General features: G+C 43.3%; 27 protein-coding genes and 1 pseudogene. All 28 read left to right on the top strand.

Annotated features, from left to right (window positions below; all coding sequences use genetic code 11):
• The first annotated feature begins 1 nt into the window (after window position 1).
• The 28 genes and pseudogenes from ftsH to rplF all read left to right on the top strand — a co-directional run bounded on the left by ftsH (window position 2) and on the right by rplF (window position 22170).
• The gene (gene ftsH / locus BLV66_RS06320; RefSeq protein ID WP_086987313.1) at window positions 2-2137 is read left to right on the top strand and encodes an ATP-dependent zinc metalloprotease FtsH; all 2136 of its coding nucleotides are present in this window, start codon (window positions 2-4) and stop codon (window positions 2135-2137) included.
• A 160-nt stretch (window positions 2138-2297) separates the two neighbouring features.
• Window positions 2298-3200: an Hsp33 family molecular chaperone HslO gene (gene hslO, locus BLV66_RS06315; protein ID WP_086987314.1), complete on the top strand. Its 903-nt coding sequence runs from the start codon at window positions 2298-2300 to the stop codon at window positions 3198-3200.
• A 109-nt stretch (window positions 3201-3309) separates the two neighbouring features.
• A complete protein-coding gene (gene cysK, locus BLV66_RS06310) occupies window positions 3310-4236 on the top strand; it encodes a cysteine synthase A (RefSeq protein WP_086987315.1) in 927 nt (308 codons plus the stop codon).
• Between the two features lie 187 nt (window positions 4237-4423).
• On the top strand, window positions 4424-5452 hold the full coding sequence (dusB, locus tag BLV66_RS06305) for a tRNA dihydrouridine synthase DusB (RefSeq protein WP_086987316.1): 1029 nt from the start codon (window positions 4424-4426) through the stop codon (window positions 5450-5452).
• Between the two features lie 107 nt (window positions 5453-5559).
• Entirely contained in the window at window positions 5560-7038 is a 1479-nt protein-coding gene (gene lysS / locus BLV66_RS06300; RefSeq protein ID WP_086987666.1) for a lysine--tRNA ligase, read from the top strand.
• A 333-nt stretch (window positions 7039-7371) separates the two neighbouring features.
• The gene (gene rpsL / locus BLV66_RS06295; protein ID WP_086987317.1) at window positions 7372-7788 is read left to right on the top strand and encodes a 30S ribosomal protein S12; all 417 of its coding nucleotides are present in this window, start codon (window positions 7372-7374) and stop codon (window positions 7786-7788) included.
• Between the two features lie 45 nt (window positions 7789-7833).
• Entirely contained in the window at window positions 7834-8304 is a 471-nt protein-coding gene (gene rpsG, locus BLV66_RS06290; RefSeq protein ID WP_086626904.1) for a 30S ribosomal protein S7, read from the top strand.
• 117 nt (window positions 8305-8421) lie between these two features.
• Window positions 8422-10512 carry an elongation factor G gene (fusA, locus tag BLV66_RS06285; protein ID WP_086987667.1) on the top strand — a complete coding sequence of 697 codons (2091 nt, stop codon included), beginning with the start codon at window positions 8422-8424 and terminating at the stop codon, window positions 10510-10512.
• 120 nt (window positions 10513-10632) lie between these two features.
• Window positions 10633-11820 (top strand): elongation factor Tu, encoded by a 1188-nt coding sequence (gene tuf / locus BLV66_RS06280; protein ID WP_086987318.1) that lies wholly within the window; start codon window positions 10633-10635, stop codon window positions 11818-11820.
• Window positions 11821-12369: 549 nt separating this feature from the next.
• A pseudogene (locus BLV66_RS06275) lies at window positions 12370-13572 on the top strand (ammonium transporter); the annotation flags it as partial.
• A 57-nt stretch (window positions 13573-13629) separates the two neighbouring features.
• Window positions 13630-14154, top strand: a complete 525-nt coding sequence (locus BLV66_RS15770; RefSeq protein WP_256327835.1) for a P-II family nitrogen regulator — start codon at window positions 13630-13632, stop codon at window positions 14152-14154.
• A 404-nt stretch (window positions 14155-14558) separates the two neighbouring features.
• A complete protein-coding gene (gene rpsJ, locus BLV66_RS06270; protein WP_068558995.1) occupies window positions 14559-14867 on the top strand; it encodes a 30S ribosomal protein S10 in 309 nt (102 codons plus the stop codon).
• Between the two features lie 38 nt (window positions 14868-14905).
• Window positions 14906-15544, top strand: coding sequence for a 50S ribosomal protein L3 (rplC, locus tag BLV66_RS06265; protein ID WP_086626906.1), 639 nt, complete (start codon window positions 14906-14908; stop codon window positions 15542-15544).
• Between the two features lie 26 nt (window positions 15545-15570).
• On the top strand, window positions 15571-16194 hold the full coding sequence (gene rplD / locus BLV66_RS06260; protein ID WP_068558991.1) for a 50S ribosomal protein L4: 624 nt from the start codon (window positions 15571-15573) through the stop codon (window positions 16192-16194).
• Window positions 16194-16478 carry a 50S ribosomal protein L23 gene (gene rplW, locus BLV66_RS06255; protein ID WP_068558989.1) on the top strand — a complete coding sequence of 95 codons (285 nt, stop codon included), beginning with the start codon at window positions 16194-16196 and terminating at the stop codon, window positions 16476-16478. Before rplD ends, rplW begins: the two co-directional genes overlap by 1 nt.
• Window positions 16479-16512: 34 nt before the next feature.
• Window positions 16513-17343: a 50S ribosomal protein L2 gene (gene rplB, locus BLV66_RS06250; protein WP_086626907.1), complete on the top strand. Its 831-nt coding sequence runs from the start codon at window positions 16513-16515 to the stop codon at window positions 17341-17343.
• A 53-nt stretch (window positions 17344-17396) separates the two neighbouring features.
• Window positions 17397-17678 carry a 30S ribosomal protein S19 gene (rpsS, locus tag BLV66_RS06245; RefSeq protein WP_068558985.1) on the top strand — a complete coding sequence of 94 codons (282 nt, stop codon included), beginning with the start codon at window positions 17397-17399 and terminating at the stop codon, window positions 17676-17678.
• A 20-nt stretch (window positions 17679-17698) separates the two neighbouring features.
• Window positions 17699-18055, top strand: a complete 357-nt coding sequence (rplV, locus tag BLV66_RS06240) for a 50S ribosomal protein L22 (RefSeq protein WP_086987319.1) — start codon at window positions 17699-17701, stop codon at window positions 18053-18055.
• Window positions 18056-18058: 3 nt separating this feature from the next.
• Window positions 18059-18715, top strand: coding sequence for a 30S ribosomal protein S3 (rpsC, locus tag BLV66_RS06235; protein ID WP_086987320.1), 657 nt, complete (start codon window positions 18059-18061; stop codon window positions 18713-18715).
• Window positions 18716-18718: 3 nt separating this feature from the next.
• A complete protein-coding gene (gene rplP / locus BLV66_RS06230; protein WP_068558979.1) occupies window positions 18719-19153 on the top strand; it encodes a 50S ribosomal protein L16 in 435 nt (144 codons plus the stop codon).
• Complete coding sequence (gene rpmC, locus BLV66_RS06225; RefSeq protein ID WP_068558977.1) at window positions 19143-19337, top strand: 50S ribosomal protein L29; 195 nt, start codon at window positions 19143-19145, stop codon at window positions 19335-19337. Before rplP ends, rpmC begins: the two co-directional genes overlap by 11 nt.
• Before the next feature lie 27 nt (window positions 19338-19364).
• Window positions 19365-19631, top strand: a complete 267-nt coding sequence (gene rpsQ / locus BLV66_RS06220) for a 30S ribosomal protein S17 (protein WP_086987321.1) — start codon at window positions 19365-19367, stop codon at window positions 19629-19631.
• A 43-nt stretch (window positions 19632-19674) separates the two neighbouring features.
• Complete coding sequence (gene rplN / locus BLV66_RS06215) at window positions 19675-20043, top strand: 50S ribosomal protein L14 (protein ID WP_068558973.1); 369 nt, start codon at window positions 19675-19677, stop codon at window positions 20041-20043.
• A gap of 34 nt (window positions 20044-20077) precedes the next feature.
• Complete coding sequence (rplX, locus tag BLV66_RS06210) at window positions 20078-20386, top strand: 50S ribosomal protein L24 (RefSeq protein ID WP_068558971.1); 309 nt, start codon at window positions 20078-20080, stop codon at window positions 20384-20386.
• A gap of 26 nt (window positions 20387-20412) precedes the next feature.
• Window positions 20413-20952 carry a 50S ribosomal protein L5 gene (gene rplE, locus BLV66_RS06205; RefSeq protein ID WP_086987322.1) on the top strand — a complete coding sequence of 180 codons (540 nt, stop codon included), beginning with the start codon at window positions 20413-20415 and terminating at the stop codon, window positions 20950-20952.
• Window positions 20953-20972: 20 nt separating this feature from the next.
• A complete protein-coding gene (locus tag BLV66_RS06200; protein WP_072763659.1) occupies window positions 20973-21158 on the top strand; it encodes a type Z 30S ribosomal protein S14 in 186 nt (61 codons plus the stop codon).
• 34 nt (window positions 21159-21192) lie between these two features.
• Window positions 21193-21591 carry a 30S ribosomal protein S8 gene (rpsH, locus tag BLV66_RS06195; RefSeq protein WP_086626913.1) on the top strand — a complete coding sequence of 133 codons (399 nt, stop codon included), beginning with the start codon at window positions 21193-21195 and terminating at the stop codon, window positions 21589-21591.
• A 42-nt stretch (window positions 21592-21633) separates the two neighbouring features.
• Entirely contained in the window at window positions 21634-22170 is a 537-nt protein-coding gene (rplF, locus tag BLV66_RS06190) for a 50S ribosomal protein L6 (RefSeq protein ID WP_086987323.1), read from the top strand.
• The last annotated feature ends 18 nt before the right edge of the window (window positions 22171-22188 follow it).

Here is a 22188-nt window from a genome sequence, read left to right as displayed (position 1 = left end):
AATGAAAAAAACTAATTTTCTTAAAAGCAGCGGCTTTTATGTGCTGATCTTCCTTGCGATCATTGCAGTGGTTTCGATGATTACAGGCGGTATGGACACAGAGACGAGCCAAGAAATTTCAGCAAGCGAATTTATGGATGCCTTGAACTCGGAAGAGGTGGATAGTTTCACAATCCAACCGGGTGCAGGCGTTTATGAGATCAGCGGTGAATACCGCACCGAACAAGAACTGGAAGTGGCGGATTCATCCAGCGATCTACTGTTGTTTGATGACACAACTAGCACTACAACGAAGAATTTCACAACCAAAGTCTTACCGAATGATGAGACTCTGAAACAGATTACAGACATCGCTGAAACGACGGATACACAGATGGTGCCGTTGGAAGAAGATCAGTCCGGCGCATGGATCAGTATCCTGTTCAGCGTATTGCCGATCGTTATCTTCATCTTCTTCATGTACATGATGATGGGACAAGCTGGAGGAGGGCAAGGCGGTAACCGCAATGTCATGAACTTCGGCAAAACGAAGTCAGAGGATGCCACCAAGAAACCGATGAAAGTACGTTTTTCTGACGTCGCTGGCGCAGAGGAAGAAAAACAAGAGCTTGTTGAAGTAGTGGAATTCCTGAAGGATCCACGTCGTTTCACGGCACTTGGAGCAAGAATTCCGGCGGGTGTTTTGCTGGAAGGACCTCCAGGGATAGGTAAGACCTTATTGGCTAAAGCAGTTGCTGGTGAGGCTGGTGTGCCTTTCTTCTCGATTTCCGGTTCGGAATTCGTAGAAATGTTCGTCGGTGTAGGTGCTAGCCGTGTGCGTGATTTGTTCGAGCAAGCCAAAAAAGCCGCTCCTGCAATCATCTTCATCGATGAAATCGATGCTGTCGGACGTCAACGTGGCGCCGGTATGGGTGGCGGACATGATGAACGCGAACAGACACTGAACCAATTGTTGGTTGAGATGGATGGTTTTTCCGGCAATGAAGGCATCATCGTAATTGCTGCTACCAACCGTTCAGACGTACTCGATCCGGCTTTGCTTCGTCCAGGCCGTTTTGACCGCCAGATTTTGGTGGGAAGACCGGATGTAAAAGGTCGTGAAGCAATACTGAAAGTTCATTCCCGCAATAAACCTTTGGCAAGCAACGTCGATCTGAAAGTTGTCGCGCAACAGACACCTGGCTTCTCTGGAGCAGATCTGGAAAACCTTTTGAACGAAGCAGCCTTGGTCGCGGCAAGACGGAATAAAACAAAAATAGATGCACTTGATGTTGACGAAGCGCATGACCGTGTTATTGCCGGTCCGGCCAAGAGAGATCGTGTCATCAGCAAGCGGGAACGTGAAATGGTTGCTTTCCATGAAGCCGGTCATACAATAGTCGGAATGGTGCTGAGCGATGCCCGCGTTGTCCACAAAGTTACGATCGTTCCACGCGGTCGCGCTGGAGGATACGCAATCATGCTTCCGAAAGAGGATCGATTCCTTATGACGAAGGATGAATTGTTGGAACAAGTGGTTGGCTTGCTTGGTGGACGTGTTGCGGAGGAAGTTGTCTTCAACGTCCAAACTACAGGCGCCAGCAACGACTTCGAACAAGCGACTGGCTTGATCAGAAGTATGGTTACCGAGTACGGTATGAGTGAGAAGTTGGGTACTGTGCAGTATGAAGGGAATCATCAAGTATTCGTCGGACGGGACTATGGTCAAACCAAAGCTTACTCCGAAGACATTGCATACCAAATTGACTCGGAAGTCCGTCGTATGATGAGCGAAGCACATGTCAGAGCGCGTCAGATCATCGAAGAGCACCGCGAACAACTGAATCTGATCGCTGCAAAATTGTTGGAATTGGAAACACTCGATGAGAAAACAATCCGCAGCTTGTTCGAAACCGGCCAAATGCCTTCGGACTCGAATACTGAAGAATTTCCAAGCGAAAAAGCGCAGTCTTTTGAAGAAGCCAAACGCGCTCTTGAAAAGAAAGAGGCTGAAAAAATTCGTCAAGAAGAGTTGGCGCTTGCTGCTGACGAATCCGAAGATTCATCTGAAGTTTCATTGCCTACTGCAGATAGTGAAGCGAACAAAAATTCAGAAAAAGAATCGGAAAATGAAGCCACTGATACAGAAGAAAAATAAAACAAATAGCGTTCAACAAAAAGTCTGGGATGAAAATCTCAGACTTTTTGTCATGAATGGAAAGCTTTATAAAAGTAAGCAAGCAAAGTATGGTTGCTTTCGTTCCGACCTATAGTAGAATGATAGAGAAACAATTTAAGAATGTGATGGAGGATTATACATGAGTGACTATTTAATTAAAGCATTAGCTTATGAAGGACAATTCCGTGCGTATGCAATCGACGCAACAGAGGCGGTTGCGGAGGCCCAAAGAAGGCATGATACATGGAGCGCTTCTTCTGCGGCATTAGGCCGCACGATGGTAGGAACGTTATTGTTGGCTGCTGCCGGCTTGAAGAATGAGGAAAAAATGACTGTTATCGTGAATGGTGATGGCTTGGGAGGCCGCATACTCGCAGATGCGAATGGCAAGGGCGACATCAAAGCCTATATTGCAAACCCAAATGTTAATCTTTCATTGAACGACCATGGCAAACTGGATGTGCGTGCAGTTGTGGGGACGGAAGGCACCTTGACGGTCATCAAAGACTTAGGAATGAAAGAACCGTTTACGGGACAAGTTTCGCTTGTCAGCGGTGAGTTGGGCGAGGATTTCACCTACTACATGGCAAATTCTGAGCAAGTACCTTCAGCCATCGGTTTGAGCGTGCTAGTGGATACAGATGATTCGATCAAAGCTGCTGGCGGATTCATGATCCAGGTGATGCCCGACGCCAGTGATGAAGCAATCACAAAAGTGGAAAAGAATATCGCAGCCATTCCGTTGGTTTCCAGATTGATGGAAAACGGAGAAACGCCTGAACAGATTTTGAAGCGCATATTGGGCGAAGAAAATGTGGAAGTGTTGGAGAAGATGCCTGTGCGTTTCCACTGCGATTGTTCCAGAGATCGTTTCAGCGAAGGATTGAGTTCAATCGGCAAGACCGAGTTGCAGGAAATGATTGAAGAAGATCATGGCGCTGAGGTTGTCTGCCATTTCTGTGGCGAAAAATACCACTATTCGGAAGCGGATCTTCAGGAACTGGTAATGGCCATTGATGAAAAGCGCGCTGCCAACATCTGATGTCGCCGGCGTTTCGCTTGTAATGCGGTTTCACGTAAACTAAAATGGAAGTAATCTATCCGTTTGACGGAACTGATCAGTAAAATCTATCTGAGCTGGAGGAATCAACATGGTAAAAATAGTTTCTTCAATTGCGAGTTTGATCGGAGACACACCGATAATCAAACTGAATAAAGTGGTACCCGAGGGTGTGGCTGATGTTTACGTCAAGCTTGAATCGTTCAATGCGGGTGGAAGTGTGAAAGACCGTATCGCTTTGAATATGATCGAAGTGGCGGAAGAAGAAGGCCTACTAAAACCCGGGTACACAATCGTTGAACCGACCAGCGGGAATACAGGAGTCGGCTTAGCTATGTTGGCTGCTGCAAAAGGCTACAAAGCCATTTTTGTGATGCCGGACACGATGAGTATGGAAAGACGCTTATTGTTGGCAGCTTATGGCGCTGAACTGGTTTTGACTCCGGGCGCTGAAGGAATGAATGGTTCGATTGCGAAGGCAAGGGAAATCGCAGCCCAACCGGATCACTTTATGCCGATGCAATTCGATAATCCTGCTAATCCTGCTATACATGAAGCCATTACCGGCCCGGAAATCATCGAGGCATTTGAAGGCAAAACACCTGACGCCTTTATTGCCGGAGTCGGAACGGGCGGAACTGTTACGGGTGTAGGCAAGGCTTTGCGCAAAGTCAATCCTAATGTGGAGATTTATGCATTGGAGCCTACCGATTCGGCTGTGTTGAGCGGAAAGCCGAAAGGCCCGCACAAAATCCAGGGTATCGGGGCGGGCTTTATCCCGTCAGTCTTGGACACGACACTCTACAACGGTATCGTTCAAGTTTCCAATGAACAAGCCTTCGAAATGGCTCGCCGTGTCGCAAGGGAAGAAGGCATTCTGGTGGGCATTTCAGGCGGGGCTGCCATCGCTGGTGCGGTCGAAGTGGCCATCCGTTTAGGCAAAGGCAAGTCAGTCGTGACTGTGGCACCGGATAACGGCGAACGCTACCTTTCCACGCCTTTGTTTAGCGTACAATAATAAATGGATATGAAGGACAGGCCGATTGGATGGCTTGTCCTTCTTCTTATTTGTGAGGCGTCATCTGCAATCAGGCAAGATATTTTCCTTTTCTTACTGATTGTAAGATGATAGAATGGTCCAAGAGTTTTTCGAGCATCCAAAAACGGATGGGATCAACATAAATAAATAATAAAGGAAGTAAAAAATGTATAAAATTGGCAATATTGAAATCAACAATCCGGTCGCCGTCGCACCGATGGCAGGAATCAGCAACGCTGCCTTCCGAGTCACCGTCAAAGAGATGGGCGCAGGATTGGTCGTCTGCGAAATGATCAGTGATAAGGGCATCCAATTCCGCAATGAGAAGACTTTGCGGATGCTGCACATTGAGCCGAATGAGTATCCGTTGAGCGTCCAGATCATGGGCGGCAACAAGGATACGCTGGTTGAAGCGGCAAAATATGTGGCGGAAAACACAGAAGCAGCCATCATCGACATCAATATGGGCTGCCCCGTCAGCAAAGTCATCAAGGCGGAGGCAGGAGCCAAATGGTTGTTGGATCCGGGCAAAGTCTATGAAATGGTTTCCGCAGTCGTGGATGCCGTGGATAAGCCTGTAACCGTGAAAATGCGGACCGGTTGGGATTCCGATCATCTTTTTGCAGTGGAGAATGCCTTGGCTGCAGAACGCGCTGGCGCAGCCGCCGTTGCGATGCACGGCCGCACACGCGTACAGATGTATGATGGCAAAGCTGACTGGAACATCTTCAAGGAAGTTAAGCAAGCTTTGACGCGTATTCCATTATTGGGGAACGGGGATGTCAAGACGCCTGAAGATGCGAAGCGAATGATGGACGAAACAGGCGTGGATGGTGTCATGATTGGCCGGGCTGCCTTGAGCAACCCTTGGATGATCAAACAGACAGTCCACTATCTGGAAACCGGAGAGATGTTGCCGCAGTCGACTCCGCGTGAAAAATTAGAAATCGCAAAACTGCACTTGGACCGATTGACCGATCTTAAGGGTGAAACAGTCGCTGTCAAAGAGTTCCGCAGCATCGCGGGTTATTACCTGAAAGGTATTCCGCGTGCTTCAAAAACAAAAGCTGCAGTCACTTCTGCATCCAAACAACAAGAAGTTGTCGACCTGCTGGATCGGTTCATTTACGAAATAGAAGAACGCGAACTTTCAAAAGAAGCGCCTACATCCGAAATAATCGAAATAAATAGCTAAGACGGCTTGATTTTTCACTCTTTTATTGGCAATATTAAGAAGATTATGAAACAAGTAGATTTAAGAACGGAGTGACCTCATTGAGTCAAGAAAAACATTCAGAAGAAATGAATGACCAATTACTGATTCGCCGTGAAAAAATGCAGACTTTACGCGAAGAAGGAATTGAACCCTTTCAAAATGGTTTTGTAAGAACACATTTATCCGCAACTATCCATCAAGATTTCGATTCTTTTACGAAAGAGGAAATCGAAGCAAAGGATGAGACTATCGTTTCCGTAGCTGGCAGAATCATGACAAAACGCGGCAAAGGAAAAGTTGGCTTTGCGCATTTGCAGGACAGCAAAGGCCAAATTCAGATTTACGTGCGCAAAGACGCTGTCGGGGAAGAAAATTATGCTATCTTTAAGCAGGCCGATCTCGGCGACATCATTGGCGTAACTGGCCCAATCATGAAGACCGATGCCGGTGAAGTCACCATCAAACCGACGCAGCTTGTACATTTGACGAAAGCATTGCGCCCGTTGCCTGATAAATATCATGGGTTGACGAACGTTGAACAGAAGTATCGTCAGCGCTACCTTGACTTGATCAGCAACAAAGAGAGCTTCAATAAGTTCGTGCAACGCAGTCAAATCATCAGCGAAATCAGAACTTACCTGAACGGCCTTGGCTATTTGGAAGTCGAAACACCGACTTTGCACAACATGGCAGGCGGGGCTACCGCAAGACCATTCATCACGCACCACAATGCATTGGATATGGAATTATACATGCGCATCGCATTAGAATTGCACCTGAAACGTCTTGTGATCGGCGGCATGGAAAAGGTTTATGAAATCGGTCGCGTATTCCGTAACGAAGGAATCGATACAACCCACAATCCGGAATTCACGATGTTGGAAATGTATACAGCTTATACGGACTTCCACGATGTGATGGAAGTGGTTGAAGGCATATTTGAGACGGTTACAGCAAAAGTCAAAGGCTCTTCAACAGTGGTCTATGACGGTACCGAAATCAACTTGGCCGGCCCATACCCGCGCATCCACATGGTTGACGCAGTCAAAGCCGTTACAGGCGTCGATTTCTGGGCACTGATGACTGACGCAGAAGCACAAGCGTTGGCGGAAAAACACAATGTGCCGTTCACGAAGAACATGACGGTAGGACACATCATCAATGAATTTTTCGAGGCATTTGTGGAAGACACGTTGGTTCAGCCGACTTTCATCTACGGTCATCCGCTGGCGATCTCGCCATTGGCACGTAAAAATGAAGAAGATCCGCGCTTTACGGACCGTTTTGAAATCTTCATCATGGGCAAGGAATACGGAAATGCCTTTACCGAACTTACGGATCCAATCGATCAAAGAGAACGATTCGAAGCGCAAGCTACTGAAAAAGAGCAAGGCAATGACGAAGCGCATGGCGTGGATGAAGACTTCATCGAAGCATTGGAATACGGTATGCCTCCGACAGGTGGATTGGGCATCGGCATCGACAGATTCGTGATGATGTTGACCGACAGTCAATCAATCAGGGACGTCCTGTTGTTCCCGACGATGAGAAATCTAGAGATTTAACTTAGATGTGAGGGGCTGCCGCAAATTGCGGTAGCCCTTTGTATGTTTAAAGAATAGCGCGCTGCGGGTGCGCCCGGAATCGAATGAAAAAAAACAAAAAAATTACAAATAATACAAGACAAACGGTTGACGGACAGAAATATACGTGTTATGATTCATAAGGTGATTTTATACACAGATTCCTGAACAATATCTTTCAGTCGTGCTGACTGGTGTATGATTGTCACAGAAAGAATAGTAAGTCGAAGTATTCGATTTATTTATTTTTTTAACTAAAAAGGAACCACCTGGATGTGTGGACCTAGCTATCCCATCGAGGAAGGAGGAAAATCAATGCCTACAATCAATCAATTAGTGCGTAAACCTCGCAAATCTGCTATTGTAAAATCAACTGCTCCTGCTTTAGGAAAAGGTTACAATAGCTTCAAAAAATCTCAAACAAATACAAACTCACCTCAAAAACGTGGTGTTTGTACTCGTGTGGGTACAATGACTCCGAAAAAACCTAACTCAGCGTTACGTAAGTACGCTCGTGTACGTTTGTCTAACTTGTTAGAAGTTACAGCTTACATTCCTGGTATCGGACATAACCTACAAGAACATAGCGTGGTGCTAATCCGTGGCGGACGAGTAAAAGACTTGCCAGGGGTACGTTATCATGTCGTTCGTGGCGCTCTTGATACAGCTGGTGTAGCCAACCGTATGCAAAGCCGTTCTAAATACGGAGCTAAGAGACCTAAGAAAAAATAATTAAACAATAAATGAAAAACAAAAGTTAAGGAAGGAGGAATTTGAATGCCTCGTAAAGGTCCAGTTACAAAACGTGAAGTAATGCCAGATCCGATTTACAATTCAAAATTGGTGACTCGTTTAATCAACCGTATCATGGTTGATGGGAAACGTGGTAAAGCTGCTACAATCTTATATAACGCATTTGAAATGATCAAAGAATCTACAGGAAACGACCCGTTGGAAGTTTTCGAACAAGCTATGAAAAACATCATGCCTGTTTTAGAAGTAAAAGCACGTCGTGTAGGGGGTTCTAACTATCAAGTTCCTATCGAAGTACGTCCAGATCGTCGTATGGCTTTAGGATTACGTTGGTTGGTAAGCTACTCTCGTCTACGCGGTGAAGATACTATGGAAGAACGTCTTGCTAAAGAAATTATGGATGCTGCTAACAACTCTGGTGCTTCAGTTAAGAAACGTGAAGATACACATAAAATGGCAGAAGCTAACAAAGCTTTCGCTCATTACCGTTGGTAAAATTTTCTTGCAAGAATTTTTTCTTGCAAGAAATTTGCTTTATGGTTGTATAAGTCACCATTTTTTCAATAAAATGGACTTGCAATTACTTTTACAAGAGAGAGGTGTTTGAAGAAGATGGCACAAAGAGAATTTTCTCTACATAATACGAGAAATATCGGTATCATGGCTCATATTGACGCTGGTAAAACAACGGCAACTGAACGTATTTTGTACTATACCGGTAAAATCCATAAGATCGGTGAAACCCATGAGGGTGCTTCACAAATGGACTGGATGGAACAAGAACAAGAACGTGGTATTACCATCACTTCAGCTGCTACTACTGCACAATGGAAAGGGTATCGCGTAAACATCATCGATACTCCTGGACACGTGGACTTCACTATTGAAGTTGAACGTTCCCTACGTGTATTGGATGGCGCTGTCGCTTTACTTGATGCACAATCAGGCGTAGAACCTCAAACTGAAACAGTTTGGCGTCAAGCTACAACTTATGGTGTTCCTCGTATTATATTCGCTAACAAAATGGACAAAATGGGTGCAGATTTCTTATACTCTTTAGACACTCTCCATGACCGTCTGAATGCTAATGCGCATCCGATTCAATTGCCGATTGGTTCTGAAGATACCTTCAAAGGTATCATTGATTTAGTCGAAATGAAGGCTGAAATCTATGACAACGACGAAGGTACTGAATACCATGAAGAAGATATCCCAGCGGAATATCTTGAAGCAGCTGAAGAATGGCATACTAAATTAGTTGAAGCTGTTGCTGAAACTGATGAAGCTTTGATGGAAAAATATCTTGATGGTGAAGAAATTACGAAAGAAGAATTGAAACAAGGTATTCGTACTGCTACATGTAATGTAGAATTTTTCCCGATGCTTTGCGGTTCTGCTTTCAAAAATAAAGGCGTTCAATTGTTGCTTGATGCAGTTATTGACTACCTTCCATCACCATTGGATGTTGCTGCCATCACAGGTACTGACGTAGACACTGAAGAACAAGTTGCTGTTCCTGCAAGCGACGAAGCGCCATTTGCAGCCTTAGCATTTAAAGTTATGACTGACCCGTTTGTAGGCCGTCTGACATTCTTCCGCGTATATGCTGGTACTCTTCAAAGTGGTTCTTACGTTCAGAATGCCACTAAAGGCAAACGCGAACGTGTAGGCCGTATCCTACAGATGCATGCTAACCACCGTAACGAAATCCCAGAAGTATTTGCTGGAGATATCGCTGCTGCAGTTGGTTTGAAAGATACGACTACAGGAGACACTTTGTGTGATGAAAAGAAACAAGTAATCCTTGAATCCATGAATTTCCCAGAACCAGTTATCGAAGTTGCTATTGAACCTAAATCAAAAGCTGACCAAGATAAAATGGGTATCGCGCTACAGAAACTTTCTGAAGAAGATCCTACTTTCCGTGCTTCCACTAACCCAGAGACTGGTCAAACAATCATCGCTGGTATGGGTGAGTTGCACTTGGACATCATCGTTGACCGTATGAGACGTGAGTTCAAAGTTGAAGCTACAGTAGGTGCTCCTCAAGTATCTTACCGTGAAACATTCCGTCAATCAGTTCAATCTGAAGGTAAATTCGTTCGTCAATCAGGTGGTAAAGGTCAATTCGGTCACGTATGGGTTGAGTTTACTCCTAATGAAGAAGGAAAAGGCTTTGAGTTTGAAAATGCTATCGTCGGTGGGGTTGTTCCTCGTGAATACATCCCTGCAGTTGAAGCGGGTTTGAGAGACGCTATGGAAAACGGTGTGTTGGCTGGTTATCCTTTAGTTGACGTTAAAGCTAAATTGTATGATGGTTCTTACCATGATGTCGATTCATCTGAAACAGCATTTAAAGTTGCTGCTTCACTTGCTTTGCGTAACGCAGCTAAAAAAGCTGACCCTGCAATCCTTGAACCAATGATGGCTGTAGAAATTACAGTTCCTGATGACTATTTGGGAGATGTAATGGGTCATGTAAGTTCTCGTCGTGGACGTATCGAAGGTACTGAAGCACGCGGTAACGCACAAATCGTTAAGAGTAGCATTCCATTATCAGAAATGTTTGGATATGCTACAACTTTACGTTCTTCTACACAAGGCCGCGGAACGTTCTCAATGACATTCGATCATTACGAAGCTGTTCCTAAATCTGTTCAAGAAGAAATCATCAAGAAAAGCGGAAAAAATAGCGAAGAGTAATCTCGCCGTTGCTTAGCTTGTATATTGCTTTTTCGAGCACAAATCGGTATACTTTATACGATAGACGATTAAAGTCTAGACAAATTATAAGCACTCAATATGAGGAGGAAATGATTTAAAATGGCAAAAGTAAAATTCGACCGTTCAAAGCCCCATGTTAACGTTGGTACAATCGGACACGTTGACCATGGTAAAACAACATTAACTGCAGCTATCACAACAGTTTTAGCTAAAAAAGGGTTCGCTGAGGCATCTAACTATGCTGCAATCGACAACGCTCCAGAAGAAAGAGAACGTGGTATCACGATCAACACTTCTCACGTTGAATACTCAACTGAAACTCGTCACTACGCTCACGTAGACTGCCCAGGCCATGCTGACTATGTTAAAAACATGATCACTGGTGCTGCACAAATGGACGGCGCTATCTTGGTAGTTTCTGCTGCTGATGGCCCAATGCCACAAACTCGCGAGCACATCTTGTTGTCTCGTCAAGTTGGTGTTCCTTACATCGTAGTATTCTTGAACAAAGTCGACATGGTTGACGATGAAGAATTATTGGAATTAGTTGAAATGGAAGTTCGTGACCTGTTAACAGACTACGATTTCCCTGGCGACGATGTTCCTGTAATCGCTGGTTCAGCTTTGAGAGCTCTTGAAGGCGACCCAGCTTACGAAGAAAAAATCTTAGAATTGATGGCTGCTGTTGACGAATATATCCCAACTCCAGTTCGTCAAACTGACAAGCCTTTCATGATGCCTATCGAGGACGTATTCTCAATCACTGGACGTGGTACTGTTGCTACAGGCCGTGTTGAGCGTGGACAAGTCCGCGTTGGTGACGAAGTTGAAATCGTCGGTATTGCTGAAGAAACTAAGAAAACAGTTGTTACCGGTGTTGAAATGTTCCGTAAATTATTGGATTACGCTGAAGCTGGCGATAACGTAGGAGCTTTGTTACGTGGTGTTACACGTGAGCAAATCCAACGTGGTCAAGTATTGGCTAAACCAGGTTCAATCACTCCACATACAACTTTCACTGCTGAAGTTTATGTACTTTCAAAAGAAGAAGGCGGACGTCACACTCCATTCTTCACAAACTACCGTCCACAATTCTATTTCCGTACAACTGACGTTACAGGCGTATGTAACTTACCAGAAGGCGTTGAAATGGTAATGCCTGGCGACAACGTTACTATGACTATCGAATTGATCCACCCAATCGCTATCGAAGACGGAACTAAGTTCTCTATTCGTGAAGGTGGACGTACAGTAGGCGCTGGCGTTGTAGCTTCAATCACTAAATAATTTTATTTCAAAATAAAATTCGGAAAACGGGAGCCTCGGCTTCCGTTTTTTTTTTTTCGGAAAATTTCGATCCTGGAAGGCGCTCTTTAATAGAGCGTCTTTTTGTGCAGGGGGGAGAGCCCAAAATTTTTACCATTTCAATTCTATCTTTGTTGGTGTTCCCATTATATAGAAGAAACAGGAATATCGACTGGGCTTGCTGGGGTGATCCATCCATTGAACGCAGCTATTTTACAGATATATTGCCCAATTTTTAACTTTTTTTGTTGCGACGTCGTTTCATGTCAGGTTATATAACGCAAATTTAGTGATTGAACCGTTTTCATGACACTGTTACAGCACTTATCAAGGGCGGAATAGCCTTTTATTTGCTGTTAGGGCAACTCTTGCAGTCTTATTCCTCCGAAACGCCTTGTTCATGTCATATATCATCACACGTGTCGTCATAATTTTAATGATTTTCTTTTTTTTGGGTGTAAAGTATGAAACATCACAAAGCAGTAATACACCAAAAAATTTATCAACAGAAGGAGAATCTATATGGAGAACATTAATTATGCAGATACAACTTTCGTCTTCCTTGCAACGATTTTAGTCATGATGATGACGCCCGCTTTATCCCTATTCTACGGAGGGATGGTCCGGAAGAAAAATGTTCTCAGCACGACGATGCACAGTTACGCTGCCATCGCAATTGTTTCTATCCAATGGCTATTATTCGGATATTCTTTTGTATTCGGAGGCGACTCGAAATTTTTCGGCGATTTGTCTTTCACATTACTCAACGGTGTAGGCTTCACGCCGATTGACTATGCACCGACTATTCCGCATCAACTATTCATGATGTTCCAGATGGCTTTCGCAATCATCACTCCAGCCTTGATTTCAGGAAGCATTGCGGAACGCATGAAGTTTCCAGCGTTCCTTGCCTTCATCCTTTTATGGACTACTTTCGTCTATGATCCGATTGCTCACTGGATTTGGGGGAATGGCGGTTGGATCCGCGAACTAGGTGCACTCGACTTCGCAGGTGGGAGTGTCATCCATATCAGTTCCGGTATTTCGGCTCTGGTAGCAGCCATTTATCTCGGCAAAAGGAAAAACCACGATTCCGTCAAACCGCATAATATTCCGATGACAATGATCGGTGCCGGCCTTCTGTTGTTCGGCTGGTTCGGCTTCAACGCTGGAAGCGCTCTGGCAATCAATGATATTGCACTAGATGCATTCATCACTACAAACACTGCTGCTGCTACTGCCGGCATAAGCTGGATGATCTGCGAATGGATAATCCACAAGAAACCGACTGCTCTTGGATTCGTCAGCGGGATCGTTGCCGGTCTAGTCTCCATCACGCCTGGTGCCGGATTCGTCAGCCCGATTTCAGCTTTAGCCATCGGTTTCATTGGCGGGATTGTCTGCTTCTATGGCGTATCCGTCCTGAAGAAGAAATTTGATTATGATGATGCGCTTGATGCATTCGGATGCCATGGTATCGGTGGTATCTGGGGCGGAATCGCAACAGGTATCTTTGCAACAAGCAGTATCAACCCTGCAATCGAAGGTGGTTTGGTAGATGGTAGTACATCACTTTTGATTGCGGAAATTGTCAGCATTCTGGCTGTACTTGCATACGCCGGTATCATGTCCTATCTACTGTTGAAATTGATTAGTAAATTTATGCCAGTGCGAGTCTCTCAAGAAGAAGAAGAAATTGGATTGGATTATGCTCTCCATGGCGAAACGGCATACGGCAGTCTCGCTGTAGCTTTTAGTGAAACCAATTATTCAAATACAGCTACATCGGTTGTGCCGGGTGAATTGAGAACGGCTTTCCAAAAATTCCAGGAGCGCACTTTCGGGGGCAACGATCAGGAATTGGCCTTCGCGAATGCATCTCTTGAAGATTTGGACAAGTCAGTGGTTGTGGAATACCAAGCCTCTGGGGTAACAACTGGCGGTCAAGAACCACAAACAAAAATCACCAAAATTGAAATCATCACGAACGAAAGTAAATTTGAGGGTCTGAAAAAAGCACTGAACGGTATCGGCATCACAGGCATGACCGTTTTCGATGTATTCGGCTACGGCATGCAAAAAGGCCACTCTACTTATTACCGTGGCGTTGAGACAGAAGCCGACTTGCTGCCGAAGATCCGTGTCGAAGTTGTCGTCAGCACGGTTCCTGTCCAAGCAGTCGTGGATGCTGCCAGAAAAGCTTTGTACTCAGGCAATATCGGGGACGGAAAAATATTCATCTATAATGTAGAAAACGTCATCCGTATCAGCACAGGGGATGAAGGTAAGAAAGCTTTGGAATATCCGAACGAATAAGCTGTAAGGGGTTGTCTCATACGAGACGGCCCCTTATTTAATTTTTTTGCATTTCTTGAGTCTGGCTATTCAACGTTGTCATTGGACTTGCATTCTTCTTGTGGATCAGTATAATAGTAAAGGGACAAAATGCTTCATAGTGCTCAGGCAATACTGGTCATTTGGATAATAGCATAAACTGAATATTATTTTCAGAAAAGACTTGCTTTAACTAATGCGATTATGTATAATATATTGGTACGGCATTCATGGTTATGAATAATGTATTGGGGACCGTTCATTCGGGAACTGCAGCTAAGAGACGAGAGGTTGCGACACACCCGGTCGCTTTGTCACGGCGGGTGTGCCGGGGAATTTTCGTGGAGCTAGTCTTATGAATTACATCTGACGAAGGAGGGAACAACATGGCAAAACAAAAAATACGTATTCGTTTAAAAGCATATGAACACCGTGCTCTTGATCAATCAGCGGATAAAATCGTGGAAACAGCAAAAAGAACGGGAGCTACCGTTTCTGGTCCGATTCCATTGCCGACTGAAAGATCACTATACACAGTGATCCGTGCTACTCACAAGTACAAAGATTCTCGTGAGCAGTTCGAAATGCTTACACACAAACGTCTAATCGACATCATCAACCCAACAACAAAAACTGTTGACGCTTTGATGAAGCTTGACTTACCAAGCGGCGTAGACATCGAAATCAAATTATAATCAAACCTATCATATAAAAAACAAACGGAGGTGTTACCATGACCAAAGGAATCTTAGGCAAAAAAGTAGGAATGACTCAATTCTTTACTGCAAACGGTGAGTTAGTACCAGTTACAGTTATCGAAGCTACTCCAAACGTTGTTTTACAAGTTAAAACCAACGAAACAGACGGCTACGAAGCGGTACAACTAGGCTACCAAGAAATGCGTGAAGTATTGTCAAACAAACCTGCTAAGGGTCATGCAGCAAAAGCAAAAACTGCTCCTAAGCGCTTCATTCGTGAATTTAACAATGTTGAGCTAGGAGAATACGAAGTAGGAAAAGAAATCAAAGTTGATATCTTTGAAGCCGGCGACATTGTTGATGTCACTGGTACCACTAAAGGACATGGTTTCCAAGGCGTAATCAAACGTCACGGACAAAGCCGCGGACCTATGGCCCACGGATCTCGTTACCATCGTCGTCCGGGTTCAATGGGTGCTGCTTCATTCCCATCCCGCGTATTCAAAGGCAAAAAATTAGCAGGACGTATGGGTAACGATCGCGTTACTATCCAAAACCTTGAAGTCGTTATGGTTGACGTTGAGAAAAACGTAATCCTGATCAAAGGTAACGTACCTGGTTCTAAAAAATCGTTAATCGAAATCAAAGTAGCCCGCAAAGCTGCAAACAAATAATATAAAAGAGAGGAGGAACGAGAAAAATGCCAAACGTAGCCTTATTTAAACAAGATGGAACACAAAACGGTGAAGTAACTTTGAATGAAGAAATCTTTGGGATCGAGCCTAACGAAAACGTTGTTTACGATGCAATCATCATGCAACGCGCTTCTTTAAGACAAGGAACTCACGCAGTAAAAAACCGCAGCGCTGTCAGCGGTGGTGGTCGTAAACCATGGAAACAAAAAGGAACAGGCCGTGCACGCCAAGGTTCAATCCGTTCACCACAATGGGTTGGCGGTGGAGTTGTCTTTGGACCAACACCTCGTTCTTACAGCTATAAATTAAACAAAAAAGTTCGTCGCTTAGCTATCAAATCTGTTCTTTCAACGAAAGTTGCTGAAGGAGACTTGATCGTAGTTGAAACATTGAACTTCGATGCACCAAAAACAAAAGAATTTGCAAATGTGTTGAAAAACCTTAACGTTGATACGAAAGTATTGGTTGTTGTAGAAAACGACAACGATTTTGCAGCATTATCTGCACGTAACCTTCCTGGCGTAACAGTTGTTAACGAAACAGGAATCAACGTATTGGATGTTGTTTCAAACAACAAATTAGTCTTGACACAAGCTGCTCTTTCTAAGGTAGAGGAGGCTCTTATATAATGGAAGCAACAGACGTTATCAAACGCCCAATCATCACGGAAGCTTCTATGCTTGCAATGGATGAAAAGAAATATACCTTTGAAGTGGATGTACGTGCTAACAAAACATTGGTTAAACAATCTATCGAATCATTGTTCGGTGTAGATGTTAAAAACGTAAACATCATGAATGTACGCGGCAAACTTAAACGTATGGGTAAATACAAAGGCTATACAAAAAAACGCCGTAAAGCAATTATCACTTTGACTGAAAATTCTAAAACAATCGAATTATTCGAAAATTAATTTACTTAAATAATCAAATAGGAGGGGAAAAAACGTGGCGATTAAGAAATACAAACCTACCACAAACGGCCGTCGTAATATGACTGGTTCTGATTTCGCAGAAATTACAAAAACAACACCTGAGAAATCTTTGGTCGAACCAATCAAAAGAAAAGCCGGTCGCAACAACCAAGGTAAAATTACCGTTCGTCATCAAGCTGGTGGACACAAACGTGCTTACCGTGTGATCGACTTCAAACGTAATAAAGATGGAGTCGTTGGTATCGTCAAAGCTGTCGAGTACGATCCAAACCGCACTGCAAATATCGCATTGATCCAATATGTTGATGGAATCAAGACTTACATTATTGCCCCTAAAGGCATCGAAGTAGGCCAACAAATCGAATCTGGAGTAGGATCTGATATCAAAATCGGAAACGCAATGCCATTGTCAACTATCCCAGTCGGTACTGTTATCCACAACATCGAAACAAAACCAGGCAAAGGCGGTCAATTGATCCGTTCAGCTGGTACAAGTGCTCAAGTACTTGGACAAGAAGGTAAATATACACTAGTTCGTTTGAACTCAAGCGAAGTACGTTTAATCCTTTCAACTTGCCGTGCAACAATCGGTTCAGTAGGTAACGAACAACACGAATTGATCAACATCGGTAAAGCTGGACGTAACCGTTGGTTGGGTAAACGCCCTACTGTCCGTGGTTCTGTAATGAACCCGAACGATCACCCACACGGTGGTGGTGAAGGTAAATCTCCAATCGGACGCAAAGCGCCAGTTACTCCTTGGGGTAAACCTGCTCTTGGTTACAAAACTCGTAGCAAGAAAGCTAAATCTAGCAAGCTAATCGTTCGCGGACGTAAAAAATAATTATTACAACAATAAGTAACTGAAGCAACACATAATCGAAAGGAGGCTTCACCATGGGTCGTAGTTTGAAAAAAGGACCTTTTGTCGATGAACATTTAATTAAGAAAGTTGAAGCTGCTCTAGCTAGCGAAAAGAAACAAGTAATTAAAACTTGGTCTCGCCGCTCAACAATTTTCCCACAATTCATCGGACAAACGATTGCAGTTTATGATGGAAGAAAACACGTTCCAGTTTACATTCAAGAAGACATGGTAGGACACAAATTAGGAGAATTCGCTCCAACAAGAACATACCGTGGCCATGCCGCAGACGACAAGAAAACAGGTCGCCGTTAATTACGAGGGGAGGAAATAACATGCCAGAACAAATCACAGCTGCAAAAGCATCTGCACAAACTGTTCGCATTGCCGCTCGTAAGGTTCGTTTAGTAGTGGATCTTATCAGAGGCAAAAGCATCGGAGACGCAATCTCCATTCTGAAATTCACACCGCGTGGCGCTTCGCCCGTTGTAGAAAAAGTGTTGATGTCAGCAATTGCTAATGCAGAACATAATTATGACTTAGATATCGAAAACTTGGTAGTAAGCGAGGCTTATGTTAACGAAGGACCAACGATGAAACGTTTCCGTCCACGTGCAAAAGGATCAGCTTCACCAATCATGAAACGTACTAGCCACATTACAATCGTGGTATCAGAAAAGAAGGAGGGATAATCTGTGGGTCAAAAAATTCATCCATTAGGATTACGTGTCGGCATCATTCGTGACTGGGATGCTAAATGGTACGCTGAAAAAGATTACGCAGCTTTCTTACATGAAGATTTACGTATCCGTAAATACATCGCAAAGAACTTAAGCGAAGCTTCTGTTTCTAAAATTGAAATCGAACGTGCAGCTAACCGCGTGAACGTTTCTATCCATACTGCCAAACCTGGTATGGTAATCGGTAAAGGCGGTTCTGAAGTTGAAAAAACTCGTAAAGAGTTAAATGAACTTACTGGTAAAAAAGTACACATCAACATCGTGGAAATCAAAAGACCAGACTTGGATGCTAAATTGGTCGCTGAAGGTATCGCTAAACAGTTGGAAAACCGTGTAGCTTTCCGTCGTGCGCAAAAACAAGCAATCCAACGTACAATGAGATCTGGCGCTAAAGGGATCAAAACGCAAGTTTCTGGTCGTTTGAATGGTGCAGATATCGCTCGTGCTGAAACTCATGCTGAAGGAACTGTTCCATTGCATACATTGCGTGCGGACATCGACTACGCTTGGGAAGAAGCAGATACAACTTATGGTAAATTAGGCGTTAAAGTTTGGATTTACCGTGGTGAAGTTTTACCAGCAAAAAAAACAACTGAGAAAGGAGGGAAATAACCAATGTTAGTACCTAAACGTGTAAAACACCGTCGTGAGTTCCGTGGGAAAATGCGCGGAGAAGCTAAAGGCGGAAAAGAAGTAGTTTTCGGCGAATATGGTTTGCAAGCTGTTGACTCTCATTGGATCACAAACCGTCAGATCGAAGCTGCTCGTATCGCTATGACTCGTTACATGAAACGTGGCGGGAAAGTTTGGATCAAAATATTCCCTCACAAATCATATACATCCAAAGCTATCGGAGTCCGTATGGGTTCTGGTAAAGGGGCACCTGAAGGTTGGGTATCTCCAGTTAAACGCGGCAAGATCATGTTCGAAGTAGCAGGCGTCCCTGAAGAAGTGGCACGCGAAGCTCTACGTCTTGCATCTCACAAATTGCCAGTTAAAACAAAAATTGTAAAACGTAAAGAAATTGGTGGTGAATCGAATGAAGGCTAATGAACTTAAAGAGTTATCCACTGCTGAAATGATTGAAAAAGAAAAACAATTCAAAGATGAATTATTCAATCTACGATTCCAACTTGCAACCGGACAGTTAGAAAATACTGCCCGCTTGAAAGAAGTACGCAAATCAATTGCACGTATTAAAACTGTATTGCGACAACAAGAATTGCAAAAATAGTAGATCAGCAAAGGAGGTCACAACGAAATGACTGAAGAACGTAACCAACGTAAAGTCTACCAAGGTGTTGTTGTTTCTGACAAGATGGATAAAACAATCGTTGTAGAAGTATCTACAACAAAAACACATCCTACTTACGGTAAACGCGTTAAGTACTCTAAAAAGTACAAGGCACATGATGAAAACAACCAAGCTAAAATGGGTGATGTAGTTAGAATTATGGAGACTCGTCCTCTATCTGCTACTAAAAACTTCCGTTTGCTTGAAGTTGTTGAAGAATCAGTAATCATCTAATCAGACAAATAAATATTTTTATATCCGGAAGGAGGATACTGACGTGATACAAACAGAATCCCGCTTAAGAGTTGCCGATAATTCAGGCGCTAAAGAAGTGTTAACTATCAAAGTGTTAGGTGGATCAAACCGCAAATTCGCAGGAATTGGTGATACAATCGTCTGCACAGTAAAACAAGCTACACCCGGTGGTGTTGTCAAAAAGGGTGATGTAGTTAAAGCTGTTATCGTTCGTACGAAACATGGCGCACACCGTAAAGATGGTTCTTACATCAAATTTGACGAAAATGCTTGTGTAATCATTCGTGACGACAAGAGCCCTCGTGGAACACGTATCTTTGGACCAGTTGCACGTGAATTGCGTGACAATAACTACATGAAGATCGTTTCCCTTGCTCCAGAAGTATTGTAATCAACTGTCATAAATGAAGGAGGTGCAACAAAGCATGCACGTAAAAACTGGTGATAAAGTTAAAGTCATTACTGGAAAAGATAAAGGTAAAGAAGGAGTCATCCTTAAAACTTTCCCTAAAAAAGATCGTGTTATTGTCGAAGGCATTAATATTGTCAAGAAACATCGCAAAGCTTCTCAAACAAACCCAACAGGTGGAATTCTTGAAGAGGCAGCACCTATCCATGTTTCTAACATTATGTTAATTGATGCTAAAACTGGCGAACCTACTCGCGTAGGATCTAAAGTCGTAGATGGCAAAAAAGTCCGCGTTTCCAAAAAAACCGGCGAAATCATTGATTAATTATTAGAGGAAGGAGGATATTCTAAATGAACCGTTTAAAAGAAAGATACACAAAAGAAATCGTTCCATCGTTGATGGAAAAATTTGAATACAGCTCAATCATGCAAGCACCTAAAATTGACAAAATTGTCATCAACATGGGTGTGGGTGATGCAGTTTCAAACACAAAAAACCTAGATAAAGCAGTTGAAGAACTAACTTTGATCGCTGGTCAAAAACCAGTTATCACTTTAGCTAAAAAATCAATCGCTGCATTCCGTTTACGTGAAGGTATGCCTATCGGCACTAAAGTTACTTTACGTGGCGAAAGAATGTACGACTTCTTGGATAAACTAGTAACTGTTTCATTACCACGTGTACGTGACTTCCGTGGGATCAGCAAAAAATCTTTTGATGGTCGTGGAAACTATACTTTAGGTATCAAAGAACAATTGATTTTCCCAGAAGTTGACTATGATAGAGTCGACAAAGTACGTGGTATGGATATCGTTATCGTAACTACTGCTAACACTGACGAAGAATCAAGAGAATTATTGACACAACTTGGAATGCCATTCCAAAAATAAGCTAAGGAGGCGAATAATAATTGGCTAAAAAATCCATGATTGCTAAAAACAAACGTCCCGCAAAACATTCTACTCAAGCTTACTCTCGTTGTGAACGTTGCGGACGTCCACATTCAGTTTATCGCAAATTCAAACTTTGCCGTATTTGCTTCCGTGAACTTGCCTATAAAGGACAAATTCCCGGCGTGAAAAAGGCTAGCTGGTAATTTAACCATACTCGCAAAAGGAGGTATAATGTAAATGGTCATGACAGATCCAATCGCAGATTTCTTAACTCGTATTCGTAATGCCAACATGGTACGTCACGAATCTTTAGAAGTGCCTGCATCAAAGACAAAATTAGAGATCGCTAACATTCTTAAGGCTGAAGGTTTCATCAAAAACTTTGATTACACTTCAGACGACAAACAAGGTGTTATCCGTGTATTCTTAAAATATGGTCCAAACAACGAACGCGTCATCACTGGTTTGAAACGTATTTCAAAACCAGGTTTGCGTGTATACGCTAAAACTGGCGACATCCCTAAAGTATTGAATGGTTTAGGAATCGCAATCGTGTCTACTTCTGAAGGTGTTATCACCGACAAAGAAGCAAGAGCGAAAAACATCGGCGGCGAAGTATTAGCTTACATTTGGTAATTTTCAAAAAAAAAAAATAGAAGATAAAGGAGGTGCAGCCCTGTGAGTCGTATTGGAAATAAAGCAATCGAAATCCCAGCTGGCGTAACCGTTACTCAACAAGGTAACACTGTTACAGTTAAAGGCCCGAAAGGCGAATTAACTAGCACATTTAATGAAATGATCGGCATCAAGATCGATGGAAACACTGTTACTTTCACTCGTCCTAACGAAGAGAAATTCACTAAATCAATTCATGGTACTACACGCGCGTTGGTAAACAACATGGTTGTAGGTGTATCTGAAGGATTTATGAAAGAATTGGACTTAGTAGGGGTTGGGTACCGTGCTCAATTGCAAGGCAAAAAACTTGTATTGAACGTCGGCTATTCTCATCCAGTTGAATTCACACCTGAAGACGGTATCGAAGTGGAAGTACCAACTAACACTAAAATCATCGTTAAAGGTTACGATAAAGCTAAAGTTGGCGCTTTGGCAGCCAACATCCGCGGCGTACGCCCACCAGAGCCTTACAAAGGTAAAGGTATCAAATACGTTAACGAAATCATCCGTCGTAAAGAAGGTAAGACAGGTAAATAATAGTCCGCTATTTTTACT

The sequence above is a fragment of the Trichococcus collinsii genome (assembly GCF_900107505.1).
Lineage (GTDB): Bacteria > Bacillota > Bacilli > Lactobacillales > Aerococcaceae > Trichococcus > Trichococcus collinsii.
This window is presented reverse-complemented; position numbering and strand designations above follow the sequence as displayed.